The organism is Hanamia caeni, from assembly GCF_003721595.1.
In the GTDB taxonomy this organism is placed as follows: domain Bacteria; phylum Bacteroidota; class Bacteroidia; order Chitinophagales; family Chitinophagaceae; genus Ginsengibacter; species Ginsengibacter caeni.
On record NZ_RJJR01000002.1, the window covers coordinates 90,507 to 106,363 of the forward strand.

Annotated in this window: 13 protein-coding genes; 4 read left to right on the plus strand and 9 right to left on the minus strand. The window is 34.3% G+C overall.

Translation table 11 applies throughout. The features are described from left to right. Window positions 1-132: 132 nt before the first annotated feature. Entirely contained in the window at window positions 133-1,029 is an 897-nt protein-coding gene (locus EFY79_RS03560) for a helix-turn-helix domain-containing protein (protein ID WP_123119311.1), read from the plus strand. A 131-nt stretch (window positions 1,030-1,160) separates the two neighbouring features. On the opposite strand, the gene EFY79_RS03565 is transcribed toward EFY79_RS03560, so the two are convergent. The 6 genes from EFY79_RS03565 to EFY79_RS03590 all read right to left on the minus strand — a co-directional run bounded on the left by EFY79_RS03565 (window position 1,161) and on the right by EFY79_RS03590 (window position 8,125). Next, on the minus strand, window positions 1,161-1,721 hold the full coding sequence (locus tag EFY79_RS03565; RefSeq protein ID WP_123119312.1) for a hypothetical protein: 561 nt from the start codon (window positions 1,719-1,721) through the stop codon (window positions 1,161-1,163). A gap of 15 nt (window positions 1,722-1,736) precedes the next feature. After that, complete coding sequence (locus tag EFY79_RS03570) at window positions 1,737-2,678, minus strand: relaxase/mobilization nuclease domain-containing protein (protein WP_123119313.1); 942 nt, start codon at window positions 2,676-2,678, stop codon at window positions 1,737-1,739. Beyond that, entirely contained in the window at window positions 2,675-3,031 is a 357-nt protein-coding gene (locus EFY79_RS03575) for a plasmid mobilization protein (RefSeq protein ID WP_123119314.1), read from the minus strand. Before EFY79_RS03575 ends, EFY79_RS03570 begins: the two co-directional genes overlap by 4 nt. 87 nt (window positions 3,032-3,118) lie before the next feature. Then, on the minus strand, window positions 3,119-4,057 hold the full coding sequence (locus EFY79_RS03580; RefSeq protein ID WP_123119315.1) for a toprim domain-containing protein: 939 nt from the start codon (window positions 4,055-4,057) through the stop codon (window positions 3,119-3,121). Between the two features lie 10 nt (window positions 4,058-4,067). Further along, on the minus strand, window positions 4,068-4,370 hold the full coding sequence (locus tag EFY79_RS03585) for a helix-turn-helix domain-containing protein (RefSeq protein WP_123119316.1): 303 nt from the start codon (window positions 4,368-4,370) through the stop codon (window positions 4,068-4,070). A 386-nt stretch (window positions 4,371-4,756) separates the two neighbouring features. Beyond that, window positions 4,757-8,125 carry a DEAD/DEAH box helicase gene (locus tag EFY79_RS03590; protein WP_123119317.1) on the minus strand — a complete coding sequence of 1,123 codons (3,369 nt, stop codon included), beginning with the start codon at window positions 8,123-8,125 and terminating at the stop codon, window positions 4,757-4,759. A 476-nt stretch (window positions 8,126-8,601) separates the two neighbouring features. Between EFY79_RS03590 and EFY79_RS03595 the strand changes: the two genes are divergently transcribed. Continuing rightward, entirely contained in the window at window positions 8,602-9,705 is a 1,104-nt protein-coding gene (locus EFY79_RS03595; protein ID WP_123119318.1) for a PDDEXK nuclease domain-containing protein, read from the plus strand. Between the two features lie 317 nt (window positions 9,706-10,022). On the opposite strand, the gene EFY79_RS03600 is transcribed toward EFY79_RS03595, so the two are convergent. Next, on the minus strand, window positions 10,023-11,249 hold the full coding sequence (locus tag EFY79_RS03600; protein WP_123119319.1) for a site-specific integrase: 1,227 nt from the start codon (window positions 11,247-11,249) through the stop codon (window positions 10,023-10,025). Window positions 11,250-11,555: 306 nt separating this feature from the next. Then, window positions 11,556-11,717 (minus strand): hypothetical protein, encoded by a 162-nt coding sequence (locus EFY79_RS21370; protein WP_158605138.1) that lies wholly within the window; start codon window positions 11,715-11,717, stop codon window positions 11,556-11,558. A gap of 329 nt (window positions 11,718-12,046) precedes the next feature. Between EFY79_RS21370 and EFY79_RS03605 the strand changes: the two genes are divergently transcribed. Together EFY79_RS03605 and EFY79_RS03610 are read left to right on the plus strand one after the other, a co-directional pair. After that, on the plus strand, window positions 12,047-13,750 hold the full coding sequence (locus EFY79_RS03605; RefSeq protein ID WP_123119320.1) for an ATP-binding cassette domain-containing protein: 1,704 nt from the start codon (window positions 12,047-12,049) through the stop codon (window positions 13,748-13,750). Then, complete coding sequence (locus EFY79_RS03610) at window positions 13,701-14,774, plus strand: glycosyltransferase (protein ID WP_123119321.1); 1,074 nt, start codon at window positions 13,701-13,703, stop codon at window positions 14,772-14,774. The genes EFY79_RS03605 and EFY79_RS03610 overlap by 50 nt, the downstream gene beginning before the upstream one ends. Here EFY79_RS03610 and EFY79_RS03615 read toward each other — a convergent pair. After that, complete coding sequence (locus EFY79_RS03615; RefSeq protein WP_123119322.1) at window positions 14,745-15,857, minus strand: glycosyltransferase family 4 protein; 1,113 nt, start codon at window positions 15,855-15,857, stop codon at window positions 14,745-14,747. The genes EFY79_RS03610 and EFY79_RS03615 overlap by 30 nt on opposite strands.

Consider the following 15,857-nt stretch of genomic DNA (forward strand, 5'->3'; position numbering starts at 1 on the left):
AGGTCTTTCCATTTTTTTGTGTGCATGGTATATGAATTGCTGATTTATCTACCAATATTGCTGATTAACAGGTCTTCAATAATGAAGGGTCGAATAAAGCGCTAATTTTGAAATAGAAAAAACGATAGCAGTATGGATAACATCAGAAGATTTGAAACCATCAATGATTATAATATATTCAACAATAATGAAACACTGCACCCACTGGTGAGTGTTATTGACTTGTCAAAAGCAAATCCGCGGCAAGGCTCCAAAATGTATTTTGGATTCTACACCATTTTTTTAAAAGACGTAAAATGTGGCGATTTGGTTTATGGACGCCACACTTATGATTACCAGGAAGGCACGTTAGTTTTTCTCGCACCGGGACAAGTGGCTGGTGTGAACAGCAATGGAGAAACCTATCAGCCAAAAGGTTATGCACTCGTGTTTGATGCTGATTTCATTCATGGAACACCTCTTGGAAAACACATTCAGGATTATACTTTTTTTAGTTACCAATCAAACGAGGCATTACATTTATCAGAGCGTGAAAGAAAAATTGTGTTGGATTGTTTTTCAAAGATTGAATATGAACTGGAACATGCCATTGACAAGCACAGTAAAACCCTAATATTGGATAATATTGAGCTTTTTCTGAACTATTGTGTTCGTTTTTATGACCGCCAGTTTATTACCCGTGATAATGTACACAAAGGAATTTTAGAAAGATTTGAGACTTTGTTGAATGAATATTTTTTATCTGATAAACCTCAATCAATTGGTTTGCCTTCTGTGGCTTCCTGCGCAGATGAATTGCACTTGTCTCCAGGTTATTTTGGCGACCTGGTAAAAAAAGAAACCGGCAAAACCGCGCAGGAATATATACAAGCAAAAGTGATTGATGTCGCGAAAGAAAGGATATTTGACCAAAGCAAATCAATCAGCCAAATTGCTTATGAACTTGGTTTTAAATATCCGCAGCATTTTACGCGATTATTCAAGCAACGGGTGGGGCAGTCGCCGAATGAATACCGGATTATGAATTAGATGAATTAATAGTGGGGGTAGACTTAAACCAATTTGCCAAGTAATTAAAGAACCAGGTAGTGACAAAAATCTTTTGTATCAAGCTAAAGAAAATTGTTAATCACATAAGAAACGGTAACGAAAAAACCATTTCATTTTTTATTTATCTTTTTCTTTTCACCAGCAAGCCGATTCATCTTCTCTTGTTCAGCAATTTCATGTTCCGCCCGCAGAACCTCGTTTGTAAAACCGTCCTTATCAAGATTGTACAAACTATCTGTGCGATAAATGATTTTTAATAGACTCGCATTACCGTTCGCTTTCCAAAATCTATATTTCATATCATTGGCTTCAAATTGCTTTTTTTCAATGTGGCAATTCATCCATCCATAAGCACATAATAATAAAATGATGAATAGGCTAAGGCTGATCCATATATGCTTATGAAAATGATGAATATGCTTAACCTGATTTTGTTCAGGATGAGTCAAGTTGAGTCTTAAAGTATTTATTTGATTTGATAGATTAGTTACACAATCAGTGTTTCTTCTGACTTCGGAATTAAGCTCCATCAATTCCGATTGAACTGATTTAATTAGCGTTTCTAATGCATTTAGTGATTCGCAATCTTTAGCCGGATGACTTTGTTTTAGTAAAGCAATTTCCAAAGTTTCCAGCTTCTCTATAATTGTTTTTAATAATACCTCATTCATCAAAATCTATTTAAATTATGGATGCAAACGGTTTGATTTTTTCTTCTTCCCTTTTTTACCTAATTTCCATTGATAGGGAAGTGGTTGATTATTTTCGTGTGGATTGATTACCGGTAGCAAAATATTGATGTCTTTACCTAATGATTTTTTATTTTCAGTGATAAAGTTTTCTTCGCTATTCCGATTTAAATTTGAAGTGGCGAGTAAGGGCTTAATTGATGTCTGTAATTCTTTCTTACAAATTGCTTTTTCAAGATTCTTTACAGAGAATTTTCTATCAATTTCGCTGCCTTTATATTTGAAATTTCCAATTTTAAAACTGATGCCCTGTAACTCTTTTGTTTGCCCTTTGTATTTGTATAATGTTTCAATATTTTTTACGGCTAATTTTTCTTTTAGGTTGTCAAGGCTTTTACTTTGAGGTAGCATTTCCAAAATCGTCTGGTAAATAATATAACGGTTCGCTTCTTTCTCATTTAACTGTTCCAGATGAGTATGAGATAAATCTTTTGAAATCGCTTCTTTTAATCCATATTTAAGTGTCATCTCCTGGGCAACTTTCTTGCCTTGTAAACCTATCCAATTGTCTTTGATTGTTTCGCCTTTATTGTTGACAAGATTAGCAATGATATGCAGATGAGAATGATCTTTATCGATGTGCTTAGTGATAGAAAACTGGGTATCTGAAACGTTCATTTTTTGTAAATATTGGTGTGCTATTTCTATCATTTTTTTATCCTCAATTTTTTCTCCTGGATAGAAACTTAGAATGCCGTGAAAAACAGCTTTTGAAAGAGTAGGTCTTAAAGAATGCTGCCTGTCAAAATCTTCAGACATTAATTTCCAGTCATAATCTCTGACACCTTCAGCATCCAGAACCACGGCTCTTTTTTGATCCCTGCACACGTATCTGCACACTCCTGAAAATGTTTTTCCTATGATCACTTTGCTTATCATCTTTTGAGTTTCTCTAATAGTTCATCAATGGAATTTTTGTATTTTTCAAACATCAGTACTGCTGTTAAAAATCCTTCCTGGTGGCCCTTCTTTGTCAGTTGATTTAAGTTGTTGGCCATGCCTATTAATTGCCTGACAAATTGCCTTTCTTCCTCATCCAACAGTGGTTTTATTTTTCCATTTATGGCCGTTTGCCGGATGAATAAAGAAATCCCAATTCCGGCTTTTGCGGCATTCTGTTTTACCACATAAAATTCCGCTTTGGTAAATCTTACTCCTTTTACAATGTCTCTTTTCACCGGCTTTTTCGGCCTGCCTCCGGGATGCTTTGTTATGGTTTCTTCACTTGTCATTTTCCTCTGCAATTTCTTTTGCGACCAACGGGAGAAAAAGCAAGCTGGGTTTTTGTGCAACAAAAACACCGCTTGCTTAGAAAGATTTTAAAGGCGCCTATGCACAGACGGCCTTACATTCTTTTGCATTTTCAACCTCCCAAAATTGCTTAACCAGTCATTTAAATCTTTATAGCCTTTGTAAAGCTTGCTTTCATCTTTAAAGTTTGGAGATCTCTTTAAAGCCTGTTTTGTATTTTTTCTGCCGGCTTCATCCTGGTCTAAATACAGATGGATACTTTGATGTTTTTCCATTAAAAGAAGACTTCTTTCGAAAAAGGAAAGGGAATTTAAAACGAGAAAATTTGTCAGTTTCTGCTGCTGATTTTGATGAATGGTTTGATAGCTCATGAAATCAAAAAAGCCTTCAAAAACGGTTACCTTATTTGCTCCATTATCCAGGTAAGTAATGTATTTTGGAGAACTGCTTCCTTTAAAATATTCGTTGCGTAATTCATATCCGCCTGCATTATTTTTAAATCCGATTGCGATGTATGTTTTGTCGTTGCTAACATTAGTAAATTGAATTTCATAACAGTATTTATTGGCAATATTTTTTTCTATTTTTCTTTGCTTCAAATAGCGGCAAAGTATGGGGTTTTGTATGGGCTGCTTTGCGGCTATTATCCTTATCGCCGTTTCTCTCGTATCGTCCGGGAAAGTATTGTGCTCATACGAGTGGAACGGCGGTCTGTTACAACTGTTTTGAAAAAGATTTCGCCCTTGAAAAAAAGAAAGATTTTGTAGCGCTTCTGCTACATTATTACAATGGTAATATTCTATTGTAAAATCCACCAGCGTTCCTCCTTTCCCGAGGCCGTGATCATACCAGACATTTTTGTTCCGGTTAATTTTAAAGGATGGCTCTTTTTCATCTCTTAAAGGAGAATGGTACCAATAATCATTGCCTCTGATCTTTGACGGTTCATGTCCTATGGAATGCAGGTAATCCACCAGGTCAATTTGATTGGCTTGTTCACAGTTCATTGCTACACATTTAATGGTGATTAATTCCTTTTGAGGTTAAAGGTTTGCCCTGTCCACTTATTAAATTTTCTATCTCTGCACGCAAACTTTTCAGCTTTTTTTGTCTCAGCCATTCATAAAGTGTTGGCTTGGATACCTGGAAAATTTCACAGACATCTGATGGTTTCAGTAAAGTTTTTTCCGGTAAGTGATTGTTGGGTGGGGAGATTTTTTGCTGGGTTAATTTTTCAGCAATTACGTCTTCGATGATAATTTTGATTTGTTTCCAAAACTCGCTGGGAGCTATTGGAAACAGCATAGGTGTTTCTTCCATACTTCTTCATTTTCGTGTTCACAAATAGAAATCCTGAGTCAAATTTAATTAAGCTGATTAATATTATTAATACCTCATTAAATTTTGATGAGGTACCTGTAAGTCCTTGTTAACAGAAGGATCAGCGATTAGTAATAAATACTACCAGTATGGAGTAAAATGAAATTAAGGTAAGAAAAGTTTTACTAAGGTTTGGGAATTTTTATTGCTAATAATAATTTAAAAAATTAACAAAAAATGATTGCTGTCATCTACGATTTACCATAATTAAATACGCGCACGCCTTCATTCGATTAAAGATTCCATACTTTGTGCATGACTAAATTCCTTTTTGAGATTTAAAGGATTATGGTAACAACCAGTAGTGCCCGCAATTAAATTGCTAATCAAACTAATCTATCCTCTAACGTTCCTTTCCAAACGGTGAACCCACTTTTTGCATCAGTATAATCGTGAACAATCCGGCTAAAATTGTAATCCTCTTTTCTAATATAATTTGGTTTGCCAGTAGTTTTTATTTCCTGGAGTATAGTTTCAATTTCTTTTAATCCTTGTCTAAGGGCATCCATTGATTTTTCAAAATGCCAGATGTAAGTGGCCTCTTCACTATTGAGAGTCTCCCAAATTATATGGTACTTTTTATTTCCATCGAGCAAAAACAAAAAAGAAAAGGGAGTAAGAATAAATCTGATTTTGAGAACTGATGACAAGTGTTGTGATGAAAGATATTTGAGTTGATAATAATGCTTTGAATTCTTTATTTTGAGCAAGTCATCAATTAAATCCCCCTCTGATTTAAATATTTTTCCAACAACATTTTTTTCTTTTGGAAGTAAATCCTCAAAAGTATTCAAAGCCGATGATTCTTCCGGATTTCCTTTGAAAGTCAGCATCTCTCTTTTCACAAATTCAAAACGTACATTATCAATAATGCTACTGTTTATTTTATCAATATCATCAGAACTTGCAGACACATTAATAATTTCATTTCCCTTATAATGAATTTCAATTTCAACACAAATTAATTTCTTCTTCAAAATTTTAATGAAATAACTTTTAATTACTTCAAATTCCGACCGAATATTCAGGTTCTCAATTTCAAAAGTAATTTCCAGATTCAATTCTTCAACAAATAAAGGGAAGGAAATACGCCCTGCTAAAAATTGCAATTTATTGAATGGGACTTTCATGGTTCGCGACAGTTTTTTGGGAATTGGATTAACTGCGATTCCGCGATTGATAATTGGCTTTGCTTCTTGTATAATTGGATTATTTTGAAGGACTGTGGCGAGTAATAAGCGAGCGGTATCAATAGCGCGGAATTTAATTTTATCAATTATTAAAAACTGTAAATAAGTTTGTTTACTGGCAGGCGTTTCCGGTTTCGCATGATAATTAATAATTTCTGCTGTAAGCTCGCCACTCTCTTCATCATAAGCCAGTACCCTGACCTTCCATATAATTCCTTCTTTAAACTTTTCTACTTCCATAGGTAAATCCAGGCAGTTAATGGATAAAGGAAATTCCAGTGAGTTTATATAAACTTTTTGCTCATCAAATAGCAGGATTAGTTCTTCAAATCTTTGTAACTGCCCGGTATTCAATAATCTTTTATAGTACCGGTTTCTTTGCCTGAATTGCTTTTCCAGGTAATCAATACAAATATCCCTGTAATCATAAATAACAGGAGTAATTTCTCCACGTTGCACTCTGCCTATGTATTGTATTAATTTGCCCTCGAAAGCAAAGGGATGAGCCAAGATTAAACAGTCCAGATTATCCAGGTCGGTTCCTTCGCCAAAGAACTGCCCTGTGGAAATCAAAACCTGGAAGTGTCCATCTCTGATTTGTTTAAGTTTTGAATTTCTTGCTGATACTGCATCTTCTCCTGAAATGGTTATTACTTCATATTGGTTTTTCAGATACTGATATAAAACCTCTATGTGAGCTTTTCTTTCTGTGAGTACCAATATTTTCTTACCGGTATTTACTTCCCTTTTAATGTCCTCAATGATCAGTTGGTTTCTTGCAGAATCATGAATGAGTATCTGGTGAAGTGTTTCAGGCTTATCTGTTCTATAATCAAACGGAATAAGTAAATCCGTTTCCCTGATAATTACTGATACCTTTTTAGAAGACAGAGAATCTTCTGCAGGAAATCTTACTTCATGAATAACATCGCCGATATAAATGAAGATAAGTTTTTCATCATTGTTTTTTCTGACCGGCGTAGCAGTTAACCCGTATAAATAATAGGAAGAGAAATGCCTGATCACTTCTCTGAATGTTTTAGCAGGAATATGATGACATTCATCAATAACGATTAATCCAAACGAATTAAAGACATCGTTTGTTGTGTCAATAGCAGCAAGGCTTTGAATCATCGCAACGGTTATATGTGTACCAATTTTTTGTTGACCTGGAGCTATTTTTCCAATAAACGCTTCAGCAATTCCAAGAAAAGATTGAATACGTTCCACCCATTGATCAAATAGCTGTTTTCGATGGACAATGATTAAAGCTGGTCGTCTTTTCTTTGCTACAATGGCCAGCGCCATGATGGTTTTGCCGGAACCGGGAGGAGCGACTATAATCCCTATTTCTTTTTTGTCTGTTATATTAACTGTCTGCTGCTGATACTCATACAAAGATGCTTTAAATGAGAAATGGACTTCAGTAAGTTTCTTCCGTTCATCAATCAGATGATACTTAATTTTTTTCTCATTACAAAAACGTAGCAATCTGCCAATAAAACCTCTTGGTAATAAAACAAGGCCTTCTTTTTCTTCCAGCATTTTGAAATAAGGCTGAATTGAAAATGTGTTTTTGCCCAACTTCTTTTTTATGATATAATCGGAATTTAAAAAATTGAGCTTCTCTCTTAAAAAGATTATTAACTCGGGAGTAAGTTGTTTTCTTTGAATTAAAATCTGTTTGTTTAATATTATTGGAATTCCATTTTGATCTGCTAAAATTGGTATAGAATTTACCGGCACATTTGATTCTGTTGAATTGTCTATTTTATACAGAATGTTATCTAAATGCTCAACGGAAACTCTCTGGACGTTTTCTAAAAGGTTAAACTGGTCTTCAAAAGGCATCTCATTAGCAGGATCAATAAAACATGAATTTTTGTTTTCCAATGCTTTTCCCTGAAGGGGTAATGCGATGAGGTTTCCGAGTCCCTTACCTGAATGGTAATCCTGGTTGGGAAAAAGCCTGTCATAATTCGAATTTTTATCGAAAGCTGAAATGATACCGGCAATCTCCAAAATATGTAAAATTATTTTCCTGCTTTTATACGCTGGGTAAGCAGATTCGAAGAAAATCCACACATGGCCGCCTTTTCCGCTTCGTGAGCGTTCAAGGTAACAGGGAAGCCGATGAATGTCGCACGCTTTAATAAAAAATCTGCACTCCTCGATCCAGCTTTTTTTACTGGATAGGCTTTCATCAAAATCGGCAACAATAAACCAGGAAGTATTATCGGGTAATAAGGGATAAAGCCCGATTACTTCTTTCCCCGCGAGGTGATTCACAATTCTTTCCTCAGTAAGATTTGAAAATCTTTTATCGGCGAAATCTTTTAAAGTACCACCTCTTGCTTTATGTTTTGAAAATTCATTCCAATTCAAATCATAAACAGGCATATATCCACTTTTGCCATCCTTTTCCCATCGAATGGCAAACACATCTTCTCTGCCTTTGAAAAGAGAAAGGAAAATTTGTATGTTATCATTGGAAGAATGTGGCATATCTGGAAATAAAAATATCCGCGAAGCTAAAGTATAGGAGATAATCAAGATTAAAGCTAAACTCTATTTTAAAAAAATATATAATGAAGAATAAAAAAACTTATAAACGCTTGCAATATAAAATAACTGCAAACCTCTGTCCAATCCACTAGAGCCTTTTTGTTTTGTTATATTAGGTAGCCGAGATACTAAAGACAGAGGAAGGCCGCAGGAATGCGTAACTGATCTCCAGTTTATTTTCTTATTGAATTGTCAGCGTTAGGCCTTTATTTGGACCCAGACGTAAGTGCGCCTGACTCGAATTGGGAAAACCGGTATCTTTAAGTTTAAATGAAATCATATAATTTAATAAGGACCTTAGTTCAAAACGAAGGGCAATAAAACAACTACCGATGATAGTGGTGAAAGAGTTTCAACAACAGAAATAGACGTTAACATCGGAAATTGTTTTAAGCGAAATATTTATAGAGTAAGAAATGAGCAAGCAAAGAAATAATACACGCATTGACTTCGAGAACATTCTTTTATTAATTGAAGAAGCTCGTAATCGTGCATTTAGTAAAGTAAACGCAGAATTGGTGATGCTATATTACCATGTTGGTAGTATTGTTGCTTTAAAAGTGAAAGAAGGGGTTTGGGGAGAAGGAACTATTGACCAGCTTGCTGAATATATTCAGATAAAACAACCGGGCTTAAGAGGTTTCAATCGCAGAGGACTTTACAGGATGAAACAGTTTTATGAAACCTATTCAGATCCCCAATTTCTGTTAGCAGTCCCAGATTCATTAAAAGGTGTTGTTGCCAGCAATACTTCAATTGTGACAACGATGTTGTCACAATTAGAGAAAAATTCAGAACCAAATCAGTTTGTGACAACCGTGTTGACACAAATACAATGGTCGGCTCATCTTCATATTCTTAATAAAACAAAATCACCGGAAGAAAAGATATTTTATTTGCTTCATGCCATCAAAGAAAGGCTTTCAGTAAGGGAACTGGAACGTCAATTAAATGCTGCCGTTTATGAACGAACCATGTTATCTGATAAATCTGTGTCATCGGTGTTGACCCAAATTCCACAGGGCGTTTTCAAAGACCCTTACATCTTCGAATTTCTCGATTTGCCTGATGTTCATTCAGAAAAAGATTTTGAACAGGCGCTTATAAAAAACCTGCAAAAATTTATCCTTGAAATAGGAAAAGGCTTTGCTTACATGGGGAACCAATTCAGATTGCAGGTGGGTAATAAAGATTATTATACCGACCTGCTTTTTTATCACCGTGACCTGCAATGCCTTGTATTGTTTGAATTGAAGATTGAAGAGTTTAAACCAGAATTTTTGGGTAAGCTTAATTTTTATCTCGAGGCACTTGACCGTGATGTAAAAAGGCCACACGAGAACCATAGCATTGGCGTATTATTATGCAAAGGAAAAGATACGGAAGTAGTGGAATATGCAATGTCACGGAACTTATCAAAAGCAATGATTGCCGACTATGAAACTAAGCTGATTGATAAAACATCATTAGCCCGCAAATTGCATCAGTTGGCAGAACAGCTTACAAAAGAAATTGATTAATCTGTTATCTGCCCACTTAAAATAATAGAAGATCGGCAGCGGAAGAATTTATTTCGAGCATCTCCGAAAATCTAAAAAAGCAGATTTGGCCGGCATTACTTGATTTATTAACGGCCAAATGTTCAATAAAAAAGCACATTTGGCCATCATTAAAAGACAAATCTTTTCCTTAAAGCCGCTGTTGATGATCTGATGTCAATAGCACTGAATTATAATAGCATTCATTTACTTGGGAAATCACTTACAGAAGGATCTGAAAATATCCACGAACTTCGCATGTTCGCACATAAATCCTGCATCTGCATTAGAATATAGTTTTAACCAACATTTTTAAATGCAAGTAAAGAATTTGAAAATTCTTTTTTCATTTCATTCTCGAAGCTGTCCAAATAGCTCTCAGTAGTTTTTACATCTGTATGTCCCAGCGCCTCAGAAATAAATTCGATACTGGCCCCTGAACGCTTTAAAACAGTGGAGAAAGAATGGCGTGCACTGTAAGTTGTAACATGCTCTTCAATTCCTGCTTCAATACATATTGATTTGATTCCGTCATTTACATCTCTTATAAATTCTTTAATACGATCTCTTTGTTGTGAGGGAGTTAATCCGGGTTTTAAGACTGGGAAAATATAGTTTTCCCTGCTCTTATCCCAGTTACTCCATTTTCTTATAATTGCTCTTATATCATCATTAATATATACAGTAATTAACTTTGGATTTGTTCGTGTACTTCTTATTGTTTTAGCTCTTTCAAAGGTTAAAAATTCGTCAGAAATATTTTTGAATTTTAGTAAGGCAATGTCTTTCATATTCATCCCGTTAGCAAAGTAGCTAAATAACCAAAAAGCCCTGGCTTTTGCTTCTAATCCTTTTTCCTGTTTCGGCTGATAAAAATAAATCTTGCCCATATCTTGAAGTTTGAGAGCTTTTTTTATGTTTTTGCTTACGGGCATTTGGTATTTTCTTTTGCCGAAAGGATAGTAATCTAGTGAAATAATTTTTCTGTAAATCGCTTCATTAAATATTGCTCTAAGACACCTGCAATAAATGCCTACAGTTGTTATAGAGCGGCCTCTTTCAAGCATCCACGTTTCATATCGAAATAGAAAAGTATCACTTACATCTTCGAATCGCAAATTTTTTTTAAACAGTAAAAGACTTTGAAGACTGGATTTATAATTGTCGGCAGTACCGACCCGGCACTGGGCCATTAATTTATCTATTATTTCTACATAAAGGGTTTCAACGTACGTTGCATCATAGGTTTTCTGTTTAAATTTTTCAATAAAAACAGGGAAGTTAAAAGGCCGCACGATTTTTATTATTGAATTTGCCTTCGCTTCCAATTCTAAAAGATTTTCTTTAATGTCAAGCAATTCTTTACTGATGCGTCTGGAAGATAATTTTTCAAAATCTTCTTTAGAAAGATCAATGCCGGTTTCCATATATTTTGATCTGCGGTCAAAAGTTACCCTGACTTTGACAGGGTACAAATTATTTTTTTTAACCCTGCGCAAATCGTGAAAAATATTTACTGTTACCATGAGGAAAAATTTTATGAAGAAGTAAATTGGCTTCTATTTTTATAGCTTGTTATAAGAACAGAAACGGGCGGAAAATTTGTATAAAAAAGTACCTTAAAATTTGCAAACAATTTGCAAACAAATATAGGTTAAATAGCAAAAGGCTGAGTGAATCTGAAAAATTATTTTTTTCTGAAACTCTTTACTGACCTGTATTTCAGGTAAAATAAGTCAACTTAGATAAAGCTAAAAAAAGCCGATTTAGAATCTCATAATCAGGTGGTCCCAGGTTCAAGTCCTGGTGGGCCCACGTGAAAAGTCAAGCATTTATGAAGTAATATTTGTAAATGCTTTTTTTATTTGCGAATAAGGAGATATCAAAACATCTTTTCTTATCTGTTTTTGGCCACCGATGAGAAAAATAGATAATAGATAAAGAATTCCTTCCTTACAAAAAGAGTTTTCCAGAAATTGACTTGATAATTTCATTTTATCACATTTTAAATTAAAAGTTTAAAAAATAAATAGAAATAGATAAACCGTCTCTAAGTGCAATTGCTAGCCTGGCATTTTAAAAGAAAAAATAAAGATGTCTTCAGATTTCTGATGTTTTAGATGCATTTAAAAACAAACTCAAAGAAAAGAACAACCTTTTTATTTTAAATCACGATAAGTATTGGAAAGGGTTCTTATACTGTAAAAGTAACAGTAGATTTTACGATCCGTGGCGTGATCAAAAACGTATGGACCGGTAGGCATGTCTTTAAATTGTTTTTTCCAATTTCGCCACGATAATTTATTAATTACAATTCCAGATCTTGAAAAAAACGATAACAAATATATTCTCCATTCTCACCGGAAAGGAAAAGAGTAAAATAATACAACTTATTTTCCTCAATATTTTAGTAAGCATATTGGATATAGGTTTCCTGGCGATGTTATTATTGGTGATCCAATTTTATACAAATCCGGCAAACTCAATATCAACTTATCGGTCATTTGATATTTTTGAACAATCTCCGCTTCTTCTGATAACCGTTTTTTTTATTCTCTTCAGCATAAAGAACTATTTCGCATTCCGGGTTATGCGGATGCAATTAAAATTTGTTTACCGGGTGTCATCAAGGCTTTCGGAAAAAAATTTAGCCGGTTATCTTAACGGGGATTATAATAATTATGTCAATGTTGATTCGTCTGTCCATATACGTAGAATCAGCCAGCAGCCTGTTGAATTTGGACATTATGTTTTAGGAGGATTTCAACAGATCTTAAGCCAGTCTGTTTTAATCCTGATAACAATTATAGCAATATTGATTTATAATCCTGTTTTATTCGCCCTGCTTTTTGTCATTCTTGCACCTCCCATTATTCTCATTAGCTTTTTAATGAAAAAAAGAATCAACTCAATCCGTAAAACAGCAAAGGACATCAGCGAAAAAACGATTCAATACCTGAAGGAAGCTTTAACAGGTTTTATTGAAAGTAATTTATATAACGGTAAACCTTTTTTTTCAAAAAGGTATAACGTATCGCAATCACAATTTAATGATGTTCTTTCTGAACAATTAGTAGTTCAGAATATGCCATCGAGGGTTATTGAAATGTTTGCCATTTTAGGATTGCTGATCCTGATTCTTATTCATTCGTTTACTGCTAATACAAACTCAATTTCAATAATTACTTTAGGAGCCTTTATCGCAGCGGCTTACAAGATAATTCCAGGCATTGTAAAAATTTTAATAAGCAGTGGACAAATAAATACTTATGAATTTACAATTGATTATTTGGTAAAAAATAAATCGCTTAGTCCTAAAAATATTTCTGAAAAAAAGCTTCCGCTACATTCTATTGAATTTAAAAATGTTTCTTTTCATTTCAAAGTTGAGCCTGTTTTGAAAGAGCTTTCTTTTTTTGTTTCAAAAGGAGATTTTGTTGGCTTATCAGGAATTTCAGGAAAAGGGAAAACAACAATGATGAATTTGTTATTGGGATTTTTAGAACCTGCTGAAGGAAGAATTTTGGTAAATGGGACTCCAACTGAAATGCAGCAAAGACAAGCCTTTTGGGAAAATATTTCCTATGTTAAACAACAACCATTACTAATCTATGATACTATTTTGAAGAATATCACTTTAAATGAAAGCATTTTCGATTTTCAAAAATTAGAAGAATTGCTGCGGGTAACAGGATTGAAAGAAACCGTATCTAAGTTTCCAGAGGGATATAATAAGATTATTACAGAAGAAGGAAAAAATTTAAGTGGCGGACAGCGCCAGCGAATCGCCATTGCAAGAGCTTTATATAAAGATGCTGATCTCATCATTCTTGATGAACCCTTTAGCGAGCTTGACAGATATTCCGAAGATTGTTTGATTAAATATTTTAGTCAATTAGCGAGCCACGGAAAGATAATCATCCTGATCACCCACAATAAAGAAAGCCTCTTATTATGCAACAAAATTATTTCCTTAGATGAAAAAAGATCAGCGCTCATTGGTGATATTGACTCCTGGCTTTCCTGAAGACGAACTGGATACTTCCTGCCTTCCTTTTCTTCAAGGTCTTATCAGGACACTCAACAAAGATTTTTCTTGTATCAAAATCATTGTTGTGACTTTTCAATATCCTTATACATTGGCAGAATATATCTGGAATGGAAACACCATTTTTTCTTTTGGAGGAAGGAACAAAGGAAAATTATCGAGACGGTTTTTATGGTTCAGAGTTTGGCGAAAATTAAAAAGACTCAAAAAGGAAAGTAATGTGATCGGTTTATTTTCTTTATGGCTTGGTGAATGTGCTTTCATAGGCCATCGCTTTGGAAAAAGATTTCGAATACCGCATTACAGCTGGATCGCAGGCCAGGATGCAAAAGAAGGAAATAAATTTGTTGCTAAAATAAAACCGTCTTCTAAGGAGCTGATTGCCATATCTGATTTTATTGCGGATGAGTTTTTTAAAAATTATTTAATTCGTCCTGCTCACATTATTCCAAATGGTATTGAACAGAAATTATTTGAAAAAGGTTCTTCTCAAAGGACGATAGATGTGCTTGGAGCTGGCTCTTTAATTCCTTTGAAACAATATAATGTTTTCGTTGGTTGTATCTTCCGGTTAAAAGAATATTTCCCTCACATTTGTTCTATCATTGCAGGCAAAGGCGAGCAGGGATCTGTATTGCAAAAAAAAGTGCGGGAATACGGTCTCTCCAACAATGTTTTTTTAAATGGTGAAATGACTCATCAAAATCTTTTGCTGCTGATGCAACAATCAAAAATTTTTCTTCATTCATCTTCGTATGAAGGTTTTAGCATGGTTTGCCTGGAAGCTCTATATGCCGGTTGCCATGTCATTAGTTTTTGTAAACCAATGAATGTTGATTTTGACCATTGGCATATTGTAAAAACTGAAGAAGAGATGATTGAAAAAGCACATCAAATCCTTTCTTGTCCAGATCTTGAATATAAATCAGTGATGCCTTATGCGATAAATGAAACTGCAAAATCAGTGATGAATTTATTTCTTAGTAAGGCTCTCACAAATTGAATAAAGATTATCAGCAATTGATTTAAATGAAAGAGAATGATTTAAATGAGTGATAATTGATTTGGTCAATGTTTCTCTTTCAATATTTTTTAAATTCAATAAAGTATTCAATAAGCTTTCCGGATTTCCCGGTTCAAATAAATGTCCGAATTTTCCATCATCCGTTATTTTTTTGAAAGAAGGAATTTCGGTAACAATAGGAATACAACCACATGACATCGCTTCTATCAGCGCATATCCACTTCCTTCTTTATGGCTTGCAGAAATAAAAAAATCAGCGGCATTATACCAGGTTTCTAACTCATCATGATTTACTTTTCCTTTCAGTATCACCGCTTTTTTTAAATGTTCATTTTCTTCTAATTTTCGCTGGATCACCGGCAATAATTCTTCCGTGTGAAAGATCATAAACAAGCGTGCTTCCGGATAAATAATAATGTATTTTTCAAAAGCATTAATGACAGTTATTGGATCTTTGCCCTTGTTTAATCTTCCTACCCATAAGAAATTTTGATTTCCTTTAAAAGATAGCTGGCGCCTGCATTCCAGCTTATCTTTTACAGTAAAAAAGGTGGAAGCCTCCAGCAATTCAGAACACTTTTTTTTATCCCGAATTATTTTTGTGTCAATCCATTCGGCGGCATTTTCGATACTTGTAAAAAGGTACGCATCAATGAAATGATCTGCTATTTTCTGAAAAGATTTCTTAATGCCGGTAAATGGTCTTTCGCCATGGTGCTGTACAATTATTTTTGTTTTTTTTGGCAGTATTAATTTCAAAGCAATTAATTGTAACGGAAAAATTAATCCCTGAACTAAGATAATATCCAAGTTTTGTTTGTGAATATGGCGATGTGTTTTGCAAGGAATATGCAGAAATCTGTTTTTGCTTTTAAAGAAAACATACTTCACACCATTGATGCACTTTTCGCCTTCATAGTTAGAGTGTTTGATCAGTTGAATTGACAATTTTTCCTTTATGAAATCTACAAAGCCGATTGATGCTTTCTGCAATTCCAATACTTCTTCCGGATTAGATATGTTAGAATGAGTGTGATAATTCAGGTCAATCAGACTGATCAT